Source organism: Motilibacter rhizosphaerae (assembly GCF_004216915.1).
GTDB lineage: Bacteria > Actinomycetota > Actinomycetes > Motilibacterales > Motilibacteraceae > Motilibacter > Motilibacter rhizosphaerae.
Genome location: NZ_SGXD01000002.1, coordinates 674,333 through 690,951 on the forward strand (window position 1 = coordinate 674,333; position 16,619 = coordinate 690,951).

General features: G+C 72.4%; 16 protein-coding genes. 5 read left to right on the forward strand and 11 right to left on the reverse strand.

Annotated elements, in window-relative coordinates:
• The first annotated feature begins 24 nt into the window (after positions 1-24).
• Positions 25-1,311: a nicotinate phosphoribosyltransferase gene (locus tag EV189_RS08645; RefSeq protein ID WP_130492498.1), complete on the forward strand. Its 1,287-nt coding sequence runs from the start codon at positions 25-27 to the stop codon at positions 1,309-1,311.
• Positions 1,312-1,323: 12 nt separating this feature from the next.
• Here EV189_RS08645 and EV189_RS08650 read toward each other — a convergent pair whose 3' ends face one another.
• Positions 1,324-1,677 carry a DUF3140 domain-containing protein gene (locus tag EV189_RS08650; protein ID WP_130492499.1) on the reverse strand — a complete coding sequence of 118 codons (354 nt, stop codon included), beginning with the start codon at positions 1,675-1,677 and terminating at the stop codon, positions 1,324-1,326.
• Positions 1,678-1,781: 104 nt separating this feature from the next.
• Here EV189_RS08650 and gabT point away from each other — a divergent pair, with 104 nt between their 5' ends.
• On the forward strand, positions 1,782-3,131 hold the full coding sequence (gene gabT, locus EV189_RS08655) for a 4-aminobutyrate--2-oxoglutarate transaminase (RefSeq protein ID WP_130492500.1): 1,350 nt from the start codon (positions 1,782-1,784) through the stop codon (positions 3,129-3,131).
• An 8-nt stretch (positions 3,132-3,139) separates the two neighbouring features.
• Here the strand turns inward: gabT and EV189_RS08660 are convergent, their stop codons facing one another.
• The gene (locus EV189_RS08660) at positions 3,140-3,838 is read right to left on the reverse strand and encodes an SDR family oxidoreductase (protein ID WP_130492501.1); all 699 of its coding nucleotides are present in this window, start codon (positions 3,836-3,838) and stop codon (positions 3,140-3,142) included.
• Between the two features lie 115 nt (positions 3,839-3,953).
• On the opposite strand from EV189_RS08660, the gene EV189_RS08665 reads away from it, so the two are divergent.
• Positions 3,954-4,316, forward strand: coding sequence for a MerR family transcriptional regulator (locus EV189_RS08665; protein ID WP_130492502.1), 363 nt, complete (start codon positions 3,954-3,956; stop codon positions 4,314-4,316).
• Between the two features lie 96 nt (positions 4,317-4,412).
• Here EV189_RS08665 and EV189_RS08670 read toward each other — a convergent pair whose 3' ends face one another.
• The 5 genes from EV189_RS08670 to EV189_RS08690 are packed head-to-tail and all read right to left on the reverse strand — an operon-like array spanning position 4,413 to position 10,436.
• Complete coding sequence (locus tag EV189_RS08670) at positions 4,413-5,789, reverse strand: glycoside hydrolase family 18 protein (RefSeq protein WP_130492503.1); 1,377 nt, start codon at positions 5,787-5,789, stop codon at positions 4,413-4,415.
• A gap of 47 nt (positions 5,790-5,836) precedes the next feature.
• Positions 5,837-7,312: a glycoside hydrolase family 3 protein gene (locus EV189_RS08675; protein WP_231116200.1), complete on the reverse strand. Its 1,476-nt coding sequence runs from the start codon at positions 7,310-7,312 to the stop codon at positions 5,837-5,839.
• 3 nt (positions 7,313-7,315) lie between these two features.
• Positions 7,316-8,167 carry a carbohydrate ABC transporter permease gene (locus EV189_RS08680; protein ID WP_130492504.1) on the reverse strand — a complete coding sequence of 284 codons (852 nt, stop codon included), beginning with the start codon at positions 8,165-8,167 and terminating at the stop codon, positions 7,316-7,318.
• Positions 8,167-9,126: a carbohydrate ABC transporter permease gene (locus EV189_RS08685; RefSeq protein ID WP_130492505.1), complete on the reverse strand. Its 960-nt coding sequence runs from the start codon at positions 9,124-9,126 to the stop codon at positions 8,167-8,169. Before EV189_RS08685 ends, EV189_RS08680 begins: the two co-directional genes overlap by 1 nt.
• Positions 9,127-9,128: 2 nt before the next feature.
• Positions 9,129-10,436: an extracellular solute-binding protein gene (locus tag EV189_RS08690; protein WP_130492506.1), complete on the reverse strand. Its 1,308-nt coding sequence runs from the start codon at positions 10,434-10,436 to the stop codon at positions 9,129-9,131.
• 171 nt (positions 10,437-10,607) lie between these two features.
• Here EV189_RS08690 and EV189_RS21115 point away from each other — a divergent pair, with 171 nt between their 5' ends.
• Complete coding sequence (locus EV189_RS21115) at positions 10,608-10,682, forward strand: 50S ribosomal protein bL37 (protein WP_407938124.1); 75 nt, start codon at positions 10,608-10,610, stop codon at positions 10,680-10,682.
• A gap of 49 nt (positions 10,683-10,731) precedes the next feature.
• Here EV189_RS21115 and EV189_RS08695 read toward each other — a convergent pair whose 3' ends face one another.
• Entirely contained in the window at positions 10,732-11,298 is a 567-nt protein-coding gene (locus tag EV189_RS08695; protein ID WP_130492507.1) for a TetR/AcrR family transcriptional regulator, read from the reverse strand.
• Between the two features lie 80 nt (positions 11,299-11,378).
• Between EV189_RS08695 and gap the strand changes: the two genes are divergently transcribed.
• Positions 11,379-12,377 carry a type I glyceraldehyde-3-phosphate dehydrogenase gene (gap, locus tag EV189_RS08700; protein ID WP_231116201.1) on the forward strand — a complete coding sequence of 333 codons (999 nt, stop codon included), beginning with the start codon at positions 11,379-11,381 and terminating at the stop codon, positions 12,375-12,377.
• An 88-nt stretch (positions 12,378-12,465) separates the two neighbouring features.
• Here the strand turns inward: gap and ald are convergent, their stop codons facing one another.
• Genes ald through EV189_RS08715 form a run of 3 tightly spaced genes read right to left on the reverse strand, consistent with a single transcriptional unit; the run spans position 12,466 to position 16,604 of the window.
• Positions 12,466-13,566: an alanine dehydrogenase gene (gene ald / locus EV189_RS08705; protein WP_130492509.1), complete on the reverse strand. Its 1,101-nt coding sequence runs from the start codon at positions 13,564-13,566 to the stop codon at positions 12,466-12,468.
• Positions 13,563-15,125: an APC family permease gene (locus EV189_RS08710; protein ID WP_130492510.1), complete on the reverse strand. Its 1,563-nt coding sequence runs from the start codon at positions 15,123-15,125 to the stop codon at positions 13,563-13,565. Before EV189_RS08710 ends, ald begins: the two co-directional genes overlap by 4 nt.
• A gap of 48 nt (positions 15,126-15,173) precedes the next feature.
• Positions 15,174-16,604, reverse strand: coding sequence for a gamma-aminobutyraldehyde dehydrogenase (locus EV189_RS08715; protein WP_130492511.1), 1,431 nt, complete (start codon positions 16,602-16,604; stop codon positions 15,174-15,176).
• Between the last annotated feature and the right edge of the window lie 15 nt (positions 16,605-16,619).

Sequence of the window (16,619 nt, forward strand, 5' to 3'; positions counted from 1 at the left end):
GCGGGGGCTGGCTAGGGTGCGCGCATGAGCGGATCGTCCACCGGCCTGCTGACCGACCAGTACGAGTTCACGATGCTCGAGGCGGCCCTGCGCTCCGGCGCCGCGGAGCGCCGGTCGGTGTTCGAGGTGTTCGCGCGCCGGCTCCCCGAGGGCCGCCGCTACGGCGTCGTCGCGGGTACGGGCCGGCTGCTCCACGCCCTGGCGGAGTTCCGGTTCGGCGACGACGAGCTCGCCGTGCTGCAGCGCGCCGGCATCGACCGGCGCACGCTCGACTGGCTCGCGGCGTACCGGTTCACGGGCGACGTCGACGGCTACGCCGAGGGCGAGGCGTTCTTCCCGGGCTCGCCGATCCTCGTGGTGGAGGGCACCTTCGCGGAGGCCGTGCTGCTCGAGACGCTGGCTCTCTCGATCCTCAACTTCGACTGCGCGGTCGCGAGCGCGGCGAGCCGGATGACCTGCGCGAGCAGCGGGCGGCCGTGCATCGAGATGGGCTCGCGGCGGGCCAACGAGCAGGCGGCCGTGGCGGCGGCGCGGGCGGCGTACGTCGCGGGCTTCGCGGCCACCTCCAACCTCGAGGCCGCGCGCCGCTACGCCATCCCCTCGACGGGCACGAGCGCGCACGCGTTCACGCTGCTCCACGACTCCGAGCAGGAGGCGTTCGCCGCGCAGGTGGCCGCGCTCGGGCCCGGGACGACGCTGCTCGTCGACACGTACGACGTCGAGCAGGGGGTGCGCAACGCGGTCGCGGTCGCCGGCCGGGCGCTGGGTGCGGTGCGGCTCGACTCCGGCGACCTCGTCGCTCAGGCGCACGACACCCGGCGGCTGCTGGACTCCCTCGGCAACGACGAGACGCGGATCATCGTGACGAGCGACCTCGACGAGTACGCCATCGCCGGTCTCGCCGCCGCCCCCGTCGACGGGTACGGCGTGGGCACCTCGCTCGTCACCGGCAGCGGCGCGCCGACCGCGGGCCTGGTCTACAAGCTCGTGGCACGGGAGTCCACGTCCGGTGGGGAGCTCGTGCCCGTCGAGAAGCGCTCCGTGGGCAAGGCGTCGCACGGGGGGCGCAAGTGGGCCGTCCGCCGCTACGAGGGCGGCACCGCGGCGGAGGAGGTCGTCGGCCGGGTGGCCGACGGTGAGCCCGTCGAGGGCCGGCAGATGCTCGTGCCCCTCGTCCGCGGCGGCGAGGTGGTGGGCGCCGAGCCGGTCGAGGCCGCGCGCGAGCGCCACGGCCGCTCGCGCGGCGAGCTCCCGCCCGCCGCGCGCCAGCTGTCCAAGGGCGAGCCCGTGGTCCCGACGACCTACCTCTAGCCGGCAGCCCGGCTAGCGCACCTTCAGCGGGTCGTGCCCGAGCGACATCAGCCAGTGGCGCTTCGCGCCGTCGGTGAGGTCGATCGTCGCGTCGGTGTCGCCGTCGGGGTAGGCCCCGCGGATCTGCTCGACGACCGTCCGCATCGTGTCGACGTCGTCGTCGGTGAGGTCGGTCTTGCGCTTGGAGAGCACGGCCGCGACGGAGTCGCCCAGCGCGCCCTCCTGCCCGGGCAGCGCCTCGCCCTCCTCGCCCGCGGCGTCGCTGCGCAGGAACTCCCGCAGCTCGCGGGAGTCCATCGTCACCAGGTCGTGGAACTCCTGCCACAGCGCGTCGAGCTCCGGGCCCTTGTCCTCGTTCTGCACCATGGTCTGCTCCTTCCCGCGACCGCCGATGATCACGCGAGGGATTCCCGCCCGTCGGAGGGCCGGCGACGTTGCTTCCGTCGCGGCGTACGGGCATGCTCGGGGGCATGACCGAGGCTCCCGCGCTGCCCCCCACCCGCCTGCCGCAGGAGCGGCGCACCGTCACCGACCTGCCCGGCCCGGTGTCGCAGCAGCTGGCGGCCCGACGGGCGGCCGCGGTCACGGCGGCGGTCGGCTCGACGATGCCCGTCTACGCCGCGGACGCCGACGGCGGCGTGGTGGTCGACGTGGACGGCAACAGCCTCATCGACCTCGGGTCCGGCATCGCGGTCACGAGCGTCGGCAACGCGAGCCCCGCGGTCGTCGCCGCCGTGCAGGAGCAGGTGGCCCGCTTCACGCACACCTGCTTCATGATCACCCCGTACGAGGGCTACGTCGCCGTCTGCGAGAAGCTCAACGAGCTGACGCCGGGCAGCTTCGAGAAGCGCTCCGCGCTGTTCAACTCGGGCGCGGAGGCGGTGGAGAACGCCGTCAAGGTCGCGCGCAAGGCGACGGGGCGCTCCGCGGTCGCGGTCGTGGACCACGCGTACCACGGCCGCACCAACCTCACGATGGCGCTGACGGCCAAGAACACGCCGTACAAGAACGGGTTCGGCCCGTTCGCCGGCGAGATCTACCGCGTGCCCACGTCGTACCCGTTCCGCGACCCGGAGGGCATGACCGGCGAGGAGGCCGCGGCCCGCGCGACCCGCCAGCTCGAGGTGCAGGTCGGCGCAGGCAACGTCGCCGCGGTCCTCATCGAGCCCATCCAGGGCGAGGGCGGGTTCATCGAGCCCGCGCCGGGCTTCCTGCGCGCCCTCGCCCAGTGGTGCGCGGACAACGGCGCGCTGTTCATCGCCGACGAGGTGCAGACCGGGTTCTGCCGCACCGGCAGCTGGTTCGCCGCCGAGCACGACGGCGTCGAGCCCGACATCGTCGTCACGGCGAAGGGCATCGCCGGCGGCCTGCCGCTCGCCGGCATCACCGGTCGCGCCGAGCTGCTGGACGCCGTGCACAAGGGCGGGCTCGGCGGCACCTACGGCGGCAACCCCGTCGCCTGCGCCGCCGGCCTCGCGAGCATCGAGACCATGGCCCAGTACGACCTGGCCGCTCGCGCCCGCGGCATCGCCGAGCTCACCCTCCCCCGCCTGCGCGACCTGCAGAAGCGCACCGACCGCATCGGCGACGTCCGCGGCCGGGGCGCGATGCTCGCGATGGAGCTGGTGCAGCCCGGCACCGACGAGCCCGACTCCGCCGCGGCCACCCGCATCTCCCAGGCGTGCCACGCCCAGGGCGTGATCGTGCTGACAGCAGGCAGCTTCTCCAACGTGATCCGGCTGCTGCCGCCGCTCGTCATCGGCGAGGAGCTCCTCCTCGAGGGCCTGCAGGTCCTCGAGGAGGCCGTGCTCGCGCTCTGAGCCGGGCGTCACGCGGCCGTCGGGTAGACCGATCGCAGGTCCGCTGAGGCGGCCGCCTTCGCCCGCACGCTCGCGTCGTCGACGAGCACCTCGAGCGCGTCGGCCGCGATGCCGTCCAGGGCCGCGCGCGCGACGTCGGCGGGGTCGTTCTTCGGGATGTCCCAGCCGGCCATCATGTCGGTGTCGACGGCGCCCATGTGCAGGGCGGTGACGAGCGTGCCCTGCCGGGCCAGCTCGAGCCGGATCCCGTTGGTCAGGCTCCACTCCGCGGCCTTCGCGACGCTGTACGCGCCGGAGCCGTCGTAGGACAGCCACGACAGCGCGGAGAGCACGTTGAGCACCGCGCCCCCGCCGTTCGCGGCGAGGACGGGTGCGAAGGCCCGCACCATCGACAGCGTGCCGAAGACGTGCGTCTCCAGCTCGAGCCGGATCGCGTCCAGCTCGCCGCTCACGAGGTTCTGGTACGTCGCGACCCCCGCGTTGTTGACGAGCAGCGACACGTCCTGCGCCGCCTCCGCCGCTGCGGCGACCGACGAGGGGTCGGTGATGTCGAGCTGCAGCACGCGCGCACCCGGCAGGTCGACCGCCTCGGGGCGGCGCGCGGTCGCGTACACCGTCGCTCCGCGCTCGAGCAGCTGGGCGGCGACGTGGCGGCCGATGCCGCGGTTGGCGCCGGTGACGAGCGCGACGGATCCCTTGATCTCCATGACGTCCTCCTGCTGGACCTGCGGCCGGCCCCCTCGGCCGGCCCGCGCTCGCTACGCTAGGAGTTGACGTTGGCGTCAAGGTCAAGTGCTGGACGAGGAAGCCCCGGGAGGACCCGTGCGGATCGGTGAGGTCGCGGCAGCGGCGGGCGTGAGCACGCGGGCGCTGCGCTACTACGAGGAGCAGGGCCTGCTCACCTCGGTGCGCAGCACGAGCGGTCAGCGGCACTACGCCGAGGACGCCGTCGACCGGGTGCGCCTCATCCAGGCGCTCTACGCCGCTGGGCTGCCCAGCCGCACCATCCTCGAGCTGCTGCCCTGCGTCCACACGGGGATCGCGACCGAGGAGATGCTGCGCCGCCTCGAGGAGGAGCGCGACCGCATCGACGAGCGCGTGCGCGACCTGCTCACGACCCGCGCCCGGCTCGACGACGTCGTGGCCACCGCGCGGCGGCACAGCGCCACCGCACAGTCAGCGTGATCCGGTCGGAGTGATCCAGCCGGCATGAGGCCGTGCCCGGGCAGGTCGCCCGGGCACGGCCCCGTGCTCAGTGCTCAGAGCTCAGTGCACCCGTGCTCAGTGCAGCAGCGGCGCGTACGTCCCGAGCAGCGTCGCGTCGTCGGTGTCCTGGCTGACCTCCCAGGCCATCACGCCGCGCAGCCCCTTGGCCTGCACCAGGTCGACCCGCTCCTGCAGGGACTGCGGGTCGTCGTAGCTGATGAAGGTCGGCACGCTCACGGTGCTGCCGTCCGACAGCGTGTGGCTGGCCGAGGGGTTCCAGAGGTACGGCTCACCGGTCGCCGCGTTCCAGCCGCGCACCCAGCCCTCGCCGACCACGGCACCCGCCGGGCTGAGGATGCCCGCCTGGACGAGGTCGCGGTAGGTCGGCGTCGTGCTGCCGGAGACGCCGGTGACGGCGCCGGACAGGCCCGTGTCGTCGAAGGGCTGGTAGACGCCGCCGTTCGCGGACCCGACCCGGATGTACTGCTTGCCGTAGAACGCCGTGCCCACGACCAGCTTCTCGGCCGGGACGCCCTGCGAGAGGTAGTAGTCGACGGTCGCCGATGTGCTCCACGTCGCGTCCACGCCCGGGTTCGGGTCGGTCGGGTCGGTCGTGAACGGCGAGTTGAACGACGTCGCCGGCTCGTACGGCCCGTGGAAGTCGTAGGTCATGAGGTCGACGTAGTCGAGCTCGCGCGCGACCTTCTGCAGCTCGTAGTACTGGCTCGCCTTCGCCGTCGCGGGGAGCGCGGCGGTCAGCTCGTAGTGCTTCGCGTCGGCGGCGCCCTGCGCGTCGAGCTCCTTGCGGAACTCGCGCAGCAGCTGGGTGGCGTTGTGCTTGTCCTCGGCGGTGAAGTGGTTGCCGTTGCCCGGGTCGACGCCGGGGTACTCCCAGTCGAGGTCGATGCCGTCGAAGACGCCCTTGGCCGCGCCCGCCGGCAACCCGGGCAGGTCGCCGCGGATGAACCGGTCGAGGCAGGACTGGACGAACGCCTTGCGGCTGGAGTCCTTCTTGGCCACGTCGGAGAAGTACGTCGACAGCGTCCACCCGCCGAGCGCGAGGTTGACGCGCAGGCCCGGGTGGGCCTTCTTCAGCTGGAGGATCTGGTTGAAGTTGCCGGCCAGCGGCTGGGTCCAGGTGTCGGCGACGCCGTCGACGGTCTGCGTGGCGTCGAAGACCTTCTGGTAGTCCGCCCACGGGTCGGCCGCGGCGCACAGGCCGTCCTTGTCGGGGGCGGCGAAGGCGTAGGTGATGTGGTTGAGCTCGTCGGCGGGGATGTCCTTGACCAGGTAGCCCCGGCCGTAGATGTCCCAGTCCGCGAAGTAGGTGTTGACGACGTGCTGGGGCGACGCGGGCTGCTTGGCCTGCGCCGTGGTCGCGACGAGGGGGCTCGTCATGGCGGCGGCGACGGCGGCGGCAGTGACCGCGACGCGCCGAGATGCTCGTGGCATCGGTGCTCCTTCGCGAAGCGTGCTTCCCTGCCCGGGCGGCAGGAGATCTAGGGGGCGGCCCGCCCCGCGAGCAGCCGGGCCGCGGCGGCCGTGCAGGCACGGGCGGCGCCCCCGGTCGACAGCGCCGGACCGGTCGTCAGCTGCAGGTCGTCGGGCATGCCGAGCGCGACGAGGGTCGCGCTGCAGGAGGCGAGCAGCTCGGCCACGGCCGCCCGCTGCCACGCGCTGCGGTACGCGTCGCGCACCACCACGACGACCGGGCGCTCCTCCCCCGGCTCCGGGAGCGTGCCGGCGACCCCGTCCTCCGTGACGGTGACGAGACCACCGAGCAGGCCGAGCTGGGCGAGCGGCTCGGCCAGCGACCACTTCGCCTGCCCCACCGCCATGTTCGCCTCGCCCCGCACCTCGACGACGACCGCCGGGGCGTGCAGGGGCCGTACGCCGCGGGCGAGGAGCGCCTGCTGCGCCGCCTCTCCTCCGGCGGCAGGATCGCTCGGCGGCGGAGGTGGCGGCGTCGCCAGCCTGGCCCGCAGCCGCCCGACCCGCTCGGCAGCCTCGACGAGCCGCTCCTCCGGCAGGCTGCCGTCGGCCAGCCGGCGCGCCACGGCCGAGGTGAGGTCCGCGAGGTGCTGCTCCCCGTCCTCGGCGCCCACCAGCAGGAGGTCCGCGCCCGCCGCCAGCGACAGCGCTCCCCCGTCGGCGATGCCGTGCGCTGCACGGACTCCGGCCATGTCGAGGGCGTCGGTGACGATGACGCCGGCGAACCCGAGCTCGCCGCGCAGCAGGTCGACGAGGAGCCGTCGGCTCAGCGTCGCGGGCTCGGGGTCCAGCGCGGTGAACACGACGTGCGAGGTCATGACCAGCTCGACCCCGGCCGCGACGACCGCGGCGAAGGGCGGCAGGTCGCGGCGCCGGAACTCCTCCTCGTCGGCGTCGATTACGGGGAGTGCCAGGTGCGAATCGGCGACCGTGGCGCCGTGGCCCGGGAAGTGCTTGGCGGCGGCCGCGACCCCGGACTCCTGCAGCCCGAGGACGAGCTCGACACCGTGCCGGGCGACCAGGTCGGGGTCCGCACCGAACGACCGGACGCCGATGACGGGGTTGCGCGGGTCGCTGTTGACGTCGACGGAGGGGGCGAAGTCCACGTTGACCCCCGCGGCCCGCAGGTCCGCCGCCACGGCGCGCGCCACCCGGCGCGTCAGCTGCACGTCGTCGACCCGCCCCAGCGCGAGGTTGCCCGGGTAGCTCGAGCCGGTGAGGTACTCGAGCCGGGTGACGTCGCCGCCCTCCTCGTCCAGGGCGACGAGCACGTCGGGGCGGGCGGCCCGCAGCTCGGCGGCGATCGCCCGCACCCGCGCCGCGGCCGCCTCCTGCGGCCCCGGGGCCTGGAGGTTGTGGCCGTAGACGCAGATCCCGGCGAGCCCGTCGTCCAGGGCCCGCAGCACCCAGCCGGGCACCCGGCTCCCGGTGAACCCGGGCATCACGCAGGCGGCGACCAGGCGCCGCAGCTCCGCGGAGTCCACGCGCTACTTCACGCTCCCGGCGGTCAGACCGGCCACCAGGTGCTTCTCGATGAGGGCGAAGAGCACGACGACGGGGACGATCGCGATCACCGAGGCGGCGAACAGCTGGTCCCAGTTCTGCTCGTAGCCCGTGACGTAGGAGCTGATGCCGACGGTCAGGGGCTTCTTGGCGTCGTCCTGCATGAGGGTCAGCGCGACGACGTACTCGTTCCACGCGGCGATGAAGGTGAAGATGACCGCCGTCACCAGCCCCGGCCGCGCGAGCGGCAGCAGGATCCGCGTGAGCACGGCCATCCTGCCGCAGCCGTCGAGGTTCGCGGCCTCCTCCACCTCGCGGGGGATCGCCGCGAAGAAGCCCTGGAGGATCCAGATCGCGAAGGCGAGGTTGAACGCCGCGTCCGTGAGGATCAGCGCGAGGTAGGTGTTGACCATCGTCGCCTCGAACCACTCGCGGTAGATCCCGACGACGAGCGCGGTGGGCGAGAACATCTGCGTGACGAGGATGAGCAGGAGGAACGCCTTGCGGCCCCGGAAGCGGAACCGCGCGGCGTAGTACGCCGCCGGCACGCTCACGAGGAGCACGACCACCGTCGAGGCCAGCGACACGACCAGCGACGTCCGCAGCCAGTGGAGGAACCGCGTGTCGGTGATGACGTCGCCGAACGACGCGGCGCTCCACGTGCGCGGCAGGATCGAGGGCGGCGTCGCGAGCACATCGCTCGCGGGGCGCAGCGCGTCGAGCACCATCACGGCGTACGGCGCGAGGAAGACCGCCGCGACGAGGAACCCGGCGAGCGAGAGCAGCGGGCCGCGCGCGGAGCGGGGGCGGCGGCGCACGGGCAGGGTGGCGCTCATCAGTCCTCCACCTCGTCGCGCGCGACGAAGCGCAGGTAGACCGCGACGACGACGAGGATCAGCAGCACGTTGCCCACACCGGCGGCCGCTGACATCCCGACGTCGTGCTCCGAGCTCTTGAAGGCCAGCTTGTACATGAACGTGATGCTCGTGTCATGGCCGAACCCCGGGTTGCGGTCGTTGAGCGTGTAGACGATCGGGAACGAGTTGAAGACGTAGATGATGTTGAGCACGGTCGCCACGAGCAGCGCCGGCCGCAGCAGCGGCAGCGTGATGCGGACGTACGTCTGCCAGCCGGTCGCGCCGTCCATCCGGGCCGCCTCGTAGACGTCGCCCGGGATGGAGTTCAGCCCCGCGAGGAAGACGTACGCCGTGAACGGCACCGAGACGAACACCCCGACCGCGATCATCGAGGGCAGGATCCAGCTGTCGCTGCCGAGGAAGTCGACCGGGCTGCTGATGACGTGGAGGTCGAGCAGGATCTCGTTGACGACGCCGTGGTAGTAGTCGAGCAGCAGCGTGAACAGCCGCGCGGTGATGACGAGCGAGGCCGCCCACGGCACGATGACGGCCCACCGCACGAGCCGCCGGCCCCAGAAGTCCTTCGACAGCAGCTGGGCCACGGCGAGGCCGGCGAGGATCGTGAGGACGAGGACGCCGACCACCCAGATCGCCGTGTTGGACAGCACCCGCCCGAGGTCGGGGTGGTGGAGCACGCGCCGGTAGTCGCCGAAGCCGGCCGAGCCCGTGCGCAGGCCCGTGATCGAGTAGCGGGCGAGCGAGGCCCGGACCAGCGCGACCGCCGGGTAGACGACGACGGCGAGGATGAGCGCGAGGGCGGGCCCCAGCCAGAGCAGCGCCACCCAGCCGGGCGGGCCCGGCCGGCGCGGGCGACGCGAGGTCGCCCGCACCGGCTGGACCGCGGACCCGGAGGGCGGAGCGGTGGTCGCCTCCGGCATGCTCAGCTACCCGCCTCCGCCTGCTGCTGCAGGCCGTCGAGGACCTTCTTCGGGTCGCCGCTCGGGCCGACCGCGGCGCCGATGCCCTGCTGCACCGCGAGCTTCACCTTGTCCCAGGCGGGGTCGTCGGTGGGCGTGAGGTGCGTCTGCGGCAGCGTGTCCAGGTAGACCTTCAGCGAGGCCTCGCTGGCGAACGTCTGCACGCCGGACTTCGTCACCGGCAGGAAGCCCTCGGCCTTGATGAAGGTGTTGACCTCGTCGGGCTGGTAGTAGAGCTGGTAGAAGGCCTTGACGGCGTCCTGGTTGCCGTTCTTCTTGAAGGCCATGAGGTAGTCGGTGACGCCGTACGTCTGCGGCGTGCTGCCGTCCGAGGTGGGCATCGGGGCGATGCCGTAGTCGACCTTCTTGTCCTTGTCGAGCTGGCCCTGCAGCGGGGAGAAGCCCACGACCATGCCGGCCTTGCCGCTGGAGAACAGCGCGAACGCGCCGTCCGTGCGGTTGGTCTTGCCGGGGTTGTTCTCGGTGACCTTGTCGGTGACGGCGAGCTTCTTGAGGAAGGTCAGCGTCTGGACGTTCTTGTCACTGTTGATCGTCCACTTGCCGTCGGTCTTCCAGTTGCCGCCGTTGTTGAACAGCCAGATGGAGAACTCCGCCTGCGCCTCCTCCGGGCCGAGCGGCATCGCGTAGCCCACGGTGCCCTTGCCGAGTGCGGAGACCTTCTTCGCGTCGGCCTCGAACTCGTCCCAGGTCTTCGGCGGCGCGCTGATGCCGGCCTGCTGGAACAGCGTCTTGTTGTAGAACAGCGCGCGGGCCGAGGACAGGTCCGGCATGCCGTAGAGCTTGCCCTGGTAGGTCCCGCTCTTGACGAACGCGTCGAGGACGTCGGACTTCACGGCGGGGTCGAGCACCTCGTCGCTGCTGTAGAGCAGCCCGTCCTTGGCGTAGCTCGCGTAGGCGTTGAGGTTGAGGATGTCCGGCGGGTTGCTGTTCTGGATCGCCGTGCTCGCCTGCTGGTCGATGTCGTCCCAGCTGACGACCTGCACGTTGAGCTTGATGCCCGTCTTGGCCTGGTACTTCTGCGCGAAGTCGTTCCAGAACGCCGCCGTGTGGTCCTTGGAGTACTCCGCCGCCATGAGCGTGATCGAGCTGACCTTGCCGCCGCCACCGCTGCCGCTGCTGGACGACGCTCCCCCGCCGGAGCCCGACGAGCTGCTCGACGCCCCCGTCCCGCCTCCGCAGGCCGCGAGGACGAGCGCGAGCGCGACGCCCCCTGCCAGTCCGGTGTGCCGCACGACGACTCTGCGCTCCACGCGCTCCTCCTGCTGTCCCTGCCGCTGCGACCGGCGGCTCTCCGGCCACCGTGGCGCGCGGAAGGACCTGCGTCAAGAGTCTTTACACAAATGCAACCCGCAATCCGGGCTCCGCCGCGATCCGGGGTAGGTTGCCCGGGATCGCCACGCAGCAGGGAGGGAGGACCGGACATGGGCAAGAACGGACGCCGCAGCCGCGCGCGCAAGAAGAAGAAGGCCAACCACGGCAAGCGCCCCAACTCCTGAGCCGGGCCGGCGGGCGCCCGGCCACGCTCCCCAGGGCCCCTGCCCGGGATCAGCGGCCGGGCGCCGCCACCAGCGCCAGCACGCCCTCGACCGCCGCGGTGAAGCGCTCCGGGTCCTGGTGGGCGCGCGCGACGACGTAGCCGCCCTGCACGACCGACAGGATCATCGCGGCGACCTGGTCGGGGTCGATGCCGGCCCGCACCTCCCCGCTCTCCTGCCCCTCGCGCAGCAGGCCGGCGAGCACGCCGATGGTGCCGCTGAAGACCTCGTCGATGGGGCCGCGCAGCGCCTCGTCGTCGACGACCTCCTTGTCCTGCACGAGGCGCCCGATCCGGCAGCCGCGCAGGATGTCGCGCTCTCGGCGCAGCCACGCCTCCAGCCGCTCGAGCGGCGTCCCCGGCCCCGCGAGGACCGCGCGCCACCCGGGCAGGAACTCCTCCGTCGTCTGCCGGATCGCCGCGGCCGCGAGGTCACGCTTGCCGCTGAAGTGGTGGTACATGCTGCCCTGGCCCACGCCCGCGCGCTCCTGGATCGCCCGCGGGCTCGTGCCGGTGTAGCCCCGCTCCCACAGGAGCTCCTGGGTGCTCTCCAGCAGCCGGGAGCGCGCGTCGTCCATGGCGTTCGAGGATACGCGCGTGACAGCCGTACATACCAGTAGGTACAGTGATGCTCGTCACCAACGAGAGGAGAGACGACGTGCGCGTCGCCATCAACGGGTTCGGCCGCATCGGCCGCAGCTTCTTGCGCAGCGCCCTCGGCCGGGACGCGGCCTTCGAGGTCGTGGCCGTCAACGACCTCACGGCCCCGGCCGTGCTCGCCCACCTGCTGACCTACGACACCGCCTACGGCCGGCTCCCGCAGCCCGTCGAGGTCGACGGGGACCGCCTCCTCGTCGGCGGCCGCGAGATCCGCGTGCTGTCCTCGCGCGACCCCGGCTCGCTGCCCTGGGGCGAGCTCGGCGTGGACGTCGTCGTCGAGTCCACCGGCGTGTTCACCGACGCCGCCAAGGCCCGCGCGCACCTCCACGCGGGCGCCCGCAAGGTGCTCGTGTCGGCGCCCGCGACGGGCGACGACCTCACCATCGCGTACGGCATCAACTCCGACCGCTACGACCCCGCCGTGCACCACATCGTCTCGAACGCCTCGTGCACGACGAACTCCTTGGCGCCGCTGGCGAAGGTGCTCCACGAGGCGGTCGGCATCGAGACGGGCCTGATGACGACGGTCCACGCGTTCACCCAGGACCAGATGCTGCAGGACGGCCCCCACAAGGACCTGCGCCGTGCCCGCGCCGCCTCGCAGAACATCGTGCCGACCTCCAGCGGGGCGGCCAAGGCGATCGGACGCGTGCTCCCCGAGCTCGACGGCCGGCTCAGTGGCTTCGCGCTGCGCGTGCCCGTGCTGACGGGCTCGATCACCGACCTCACGGTCACGGTCGCGCGGGACACGAGCGTCGAGGAGGTCAACGCGGCGTACGCGGCGGCCGCCGACGGCCCGCTCAAGGAGATCCTCGCCTACAGCGAGGCGCCGATCGTCTCCAGCGACATCGTCGGCAACCCGGCCTCGGCGATCTTCGACGCGCCGCTGACCGCGGTCAACGGCCGCACGGTGAAGGTGCTCGGCTGGTACGACAACGAGTGGGGATTCTCCAACCGCCTCGTCGACACCGTGGAGCTGCTCGGCGCCCGCACCTGACGCACCGCGACCCTCCCCCGTGATCATGCACATCCTGGGGTCCCAGGATGTGCATGATCACGAGCAAGGGGGGCGAGTCCCCGCAGGGCTACAAGGTCGCGACCTCGAGGCCGTGGGCGGCCGCGACCTGCGGGTGCACGACCGCGCCGTCCACGACGTTGACGCCGCCGCGCAGGGCCGCGTCGGCCGCCACCGCGTCGCGCCAGCCGCGGTCGGCGAGCTCCACGGCGTACGGCAGGGTGACGTTGGTCAGTGCCCGCGTCGAGGTCGCCGGGACCGCGCCCGGCATGTTGGCCACGCAGTAGAACAGGCTGTCGTGCACGGCGAACACCGGGTCGTCGTGGGTCGTCGCGTGCGACCCCTCGAAGCAGCCGCCCTGGTCGACCGCGATGTCGACGAGCACGGAGCCCGGCAGCATCGAGGAGACCATCGCGTCGGTGACGAGCTTCGGCGCCGCGGCGCCCGGCACGAGCACCGCGCCGATGACGAGGTCCGCCTCCGCGACCAGCCGCTCGATCTCGTACGCGGTGGAGGCCACCGTCTTCACCCGCCCGCCGTAGACGCGGTCCGCGTCGCGCAGCTTCGGGACGTCGCGGTCGACCACGGTGACCTCGGCGCCGAGCCCGACGGCGATCTGCACCGCGCTCATGCCGCTGACACCGGCGCCGAGCACGACGACCTTGCCGGGCCGCACGCCCGGTACGCCGCCGAGCAGCACGCCGCGCCCGCCGTGGGCGCGCTCGAGGAAGTGCGCTCCGACCTGCGGGGCCATGCGGCCCGCGACCTCGCTCATCGGGGCGAGCAGCGGCAGCGCGCCGTTCGGCAGCTGCACCGTCTCGTACGCGATGCCCGTCACGCCCGACGACACCAGGGCGTCGGTGCACTCGCGCGACGCGGCGAGGTGGAGGTAGGTGAAGAGCACGAGCCCTTCGCGCAGGCGGTGGAACTCCTCCGCCACGGGCTCCTTGACCTTGAGCACGAGGTCCGCCTCGCCCCAGACGTCGTCCGCGGACTCGAGCACCTTCGCCCCGGCGGCGACGTAGTCGCTGTCCGGGATCGCGGAGCCCGCGCCCGCGTCCTGCTCCACGACCACCTCGTGGCCGTGGGCGACCAGCTCGTGGACGCCGGCGGGGGTGGCGGCCACGCGGTACTCGTGGCGCTTCACCTCGCGCGGGATGCCGATCCTCACGGCAGCGCTCCTTCGCCTCGGGCCAACGGCATCTCGTCGACCATCGTCAGGACCTCCGGCTGCTCCCCGCCGACGGGCTCGAACGTGCGGCCGGTGAAGTACGTCGGCGCCAGCGCGTTCCAGACGACCATGAGCACGACGCCGAGCACCAGGCCGCCGACCCCGAGCAGGAACACCCCGCCGACGCCGCCGAAGGACGTGTCGCCGTAGTCGGAGGCGAAGGTGTCCTTGCCGGTCTTGAGCATGGCGGCCAGGAGCAGCACACCGCCGATGAGCGGCATGACGACCTTCACCCAGGCGTCGCGCGCCCCCGACCGCACGGCGTCGCGGAACGTCCAGGCGCACGCGATGCCCGCCACGCCGAGGTAGAACGCGATGAACAGGCCCAGCGACGCGATCGAGTCCGCGAGCACGTTGCCCGAGATGAGCGTCAGCCCGACGTAGAAGACGATCGACACGCCGCCCATCAGCAGCGTGGAGAAGCCCGGGGTCTTGTAGCGCGGGTGGATCTGCGCCATCGCGTCGGGCGCCGCCTTGTACGCCGCCATCGACAGCGCGGTGCGCGCCGCCGGCAGGATCGTCGTCTGCGTCGAGGCCGCGGCGGACGAGAGCACCGCGATGATGAGCACCTTGGCGAGCGCCGAGCCGAGCACGGCGTCGCCGAGCACCGCGAAGACGTCACCGCTGTTGTCCGGGTTGGCGAGCCCGATGCCCTTGTCCCCCACCCCGGCGTACGACTGGGCGGCGACGGAGATGACGACGTAGGTCACGAGCAGCAGCACCGTCGAGATGACGGCGGCCCGGCCCGGGGTGCGGGTCTTGTCGGCGCTCTCCTCGTTGATGGAGACCGCGGTGTCCCAGCCCCAGTAGATGAAGACCGCGAGCAGGATGCCCTCGGACAGGGCGGAGAACGACGGGATGTCGAAGGGGTTGAACCACGACAGCGACGGGTGGATCGACCCCGCGGCCCCGTGCCCGCTGTAGACCTTGATGAGCGCTGTGGCGGCGAAGACCGCGAGCGTCAGCAGCTCCACGCCGAGCAGCGCCTGCTGGAAGCGCGCGGACACCTCGATGCCGCGGTAGCAGATGTAGGTCATGACCGCGATCCACAGGACGCCGGCCACGGTGGTCCAGAACGTGCTGGCCGCGAGGCCGTCCGCGCCGAACAGGAGGAAGCCGTACTGGCCGGCGATCTGCGCGAGGTTCGCCATGACGACGACGTCCGCGAGGATCTGCACCCAGCCGTTGAGCCACCCGCTGCGCGTCCCGAACGCGCGGGCCACCCACTTGAACCCCGTGCCGCAGTCGGGGTCGATCGCGTTGAGCTCGCGGTAGGCCACCGCGATGAGGTACATCGGGACGAACGCGAGCAGCATGATCACCGGCGACTGGAGGCCGACCGCCACGACGATGAAGCCCAGGGTGGCGGCGAGGCTGTAGCCGGGCGCCGTCGACGCCACGCCGATGACCACCGAGGACAGCAGTCCGAGTGCCCCGCCCTTCAGCCCCTTCGGGGAGCCGTCGGCGATCACGCCGGGGACGGACAGAGGTGCGGCCATGTACCAGGCCTCCTTCGGAGGAGTGGGAGTCGGGGGGAGGGAGTCGCGCTACGCGAGGATGTTCGACATCACGTGCTTGACGCGCGTGTAGTCCTCGAAGCCGTACATCGAGAGGTCCTTGCCGTAGCCCGAGTGCTTGAAGCCGCCGTGCGGCATCTCGGCGACCAGCGGGATGTGGGTGTTGATCCAGACGCAGCCGAAGTCCAGCCGCTTGGCCATGCGCATCGCCCGGCCGTGGTCCTTGGTCCAGACGCTGGAGGCGAGACCGTACTGCGAGGCGTTGGCCCACGCGACGGCCTTGTCCTCGTCGTCGAAGCGCTGGACCGTGATGACCGGGCCGAAGACCTCGTCGGTGACGATCTCGTCGCCCTGCTGCAGCCCGGAGACCACGGTGGGCGCGTAGAAGTAGCCCTGGTCCCCCACACGGGCACCACCGGCGTCGACCGACGCGTGGTCGGGCAGCCGCTCGAGGAAGCCCGACACGCGGGCGAGCTGGCTCGCGTTGTTGAGCGGTCCGTACGCGGCGTCGGGGTCCTGGGGGCCGGCGGTCCGCGTCGCGCGAGCCTGCTCGGCCAGCGCGGCCACGACGTCGTCGTGCACGCCGGGGGCGACGAGGACCCGGGTAGCGGCCGTGCAGTCCTGGCCGGCGTTGAAGTAGCCCGCACCCGCGATGCCCTCGGCCGCGGCCTCGAGGTCGGCGTCGTCGAAGACGACGACGGGGGCCTTGCCGCCCAGCTCGAGGTGCACGCGCTTGAGGTCCTCGGCCGCGCCCTTCGCCACCTCCATGCCCGCCCGGACCGAGCCGGTGATCGAGGCCATCGCCGGCACGGGGTGCGCGACGAGCGCCCGGCCGGTGTCGCGGTCGCCGCACACGACGTTGAACACCCCCGGCGGCAGGAACTCCGCGAGGATCTCGCCCATGAGCGCGGTGGTGACCGGCGTCGTGTCGCTCGGCTTGAGCACCACCGCGTTGCCGGCGGCGATCGCGGGCGCCCACTTCCAGACCGCCATCATCATCGGGTAGTTCCACGGCGTCACCTGCGCGCAGACGCCGACCGGCTCCCGGCGGATGAAACTGGTGTGCCCGGCGAGGTACTCGCCCGCGGCGCGGCCCTCGAGGACGCGCGCCGCCCCGGCGAAGAAGCGGATCTGGTCGACCATCGGCGGCACCTCCTCGCTGGCGGTGAGGCCGCGGGGCTTGCCGGTGTTCTCGCACTCGAGCTCGACGAACTCGTCGGCCCGCGCCTCGATCGCGTCGGCGATGCGCAGGAGCGCGAGCTGCCGCTCGGAGGGCGTGGTGTCGCGCCACCCCTCGAACGCCTGCGCCGCAGCGGACACCGCCGCGTCGACATCGGCCTGGCTCGACAGCGGCGCCGTGCCGAAGACCTGGCCGGTGCTCGGGTCGAGGAGGTCGGTGGTCCGCCCGTCGGCCGCCGGCACCTGCTTGCCGCCGATGGTGTTGAGGACCTCTCGCGCCATGGGAGTCGTCTCCTG

Coding starts and splice junctions, on each gene's coding strand:
- EV189_RS08645 (WP_130492498.1), top strand. CDS start 25: ATGAGCGGATCGTCCACCGGCCTGCTGACCGACCAGTACGAGTTCACG.
- EV189_RS08650 (WP_130492499.1), bottom strand. CDS start 1,677: ATGGTGCAGAACGAGGACAAGGGCCCGGAGCTCGACGCGCTGTGGCAG.
- gabT (WP_130492500.1), top strand. CDS start 1,782: ATGACCGAGGCTCCCGCGCTGCCCCCCACCCGCCTGCCGCAGGAGCGG.
- EV189_RS08660 (WP_130492501.1), bottom strand. CDS start 3,838: ATGGAGATCAAGGGATCCGTCGCGCTCGTCACCGGCGCCAACCGCGGC.
- EV189_RS08670 (WP_130492503.1), bottom strand. CDS start 5,789: ATGCCACGAGCATCTCGGCGCGTCGCGGTCACTGCCGCCGCCGTCGCC.
- EV189_RS08680 (WP_130492504.1), bottom strand. CDS start 8,167: ATGAGCGCCACCCTGCCCGTGCGCCGCCGCCCCCGCTCCGCGCGCGGC.
- EV189_RS08685 (WP_130492505.1), bottom strand. CDS start 9,126: ATGCCGGAGGCGACCACCGCTCCGCCCTCCGGGTCCGCGGTCCAGCCG.
- EV189_RS08695 (WP_130492507.1), bottom strand. CDS start 11,298: ATGGACGACGCGCGCTCCCGGCTGCTGGAGAGCACCCAGGAGCTCCTG.
- EV189_RS08710 (WP_130492510.1), bottom strand. CDS start 15,125: ATGGCCGCACCTCTGTCCGTCCCCGGCGTGATCGCCGACGGCTCCCCG.
- EV189_RS08715 (WP_130492511.1), bottom strand. CDS start 16,604: ATGGCGCGAGAGGTCCTCAACACCATCGGCGGCAAGCAGGTGCCGGCG.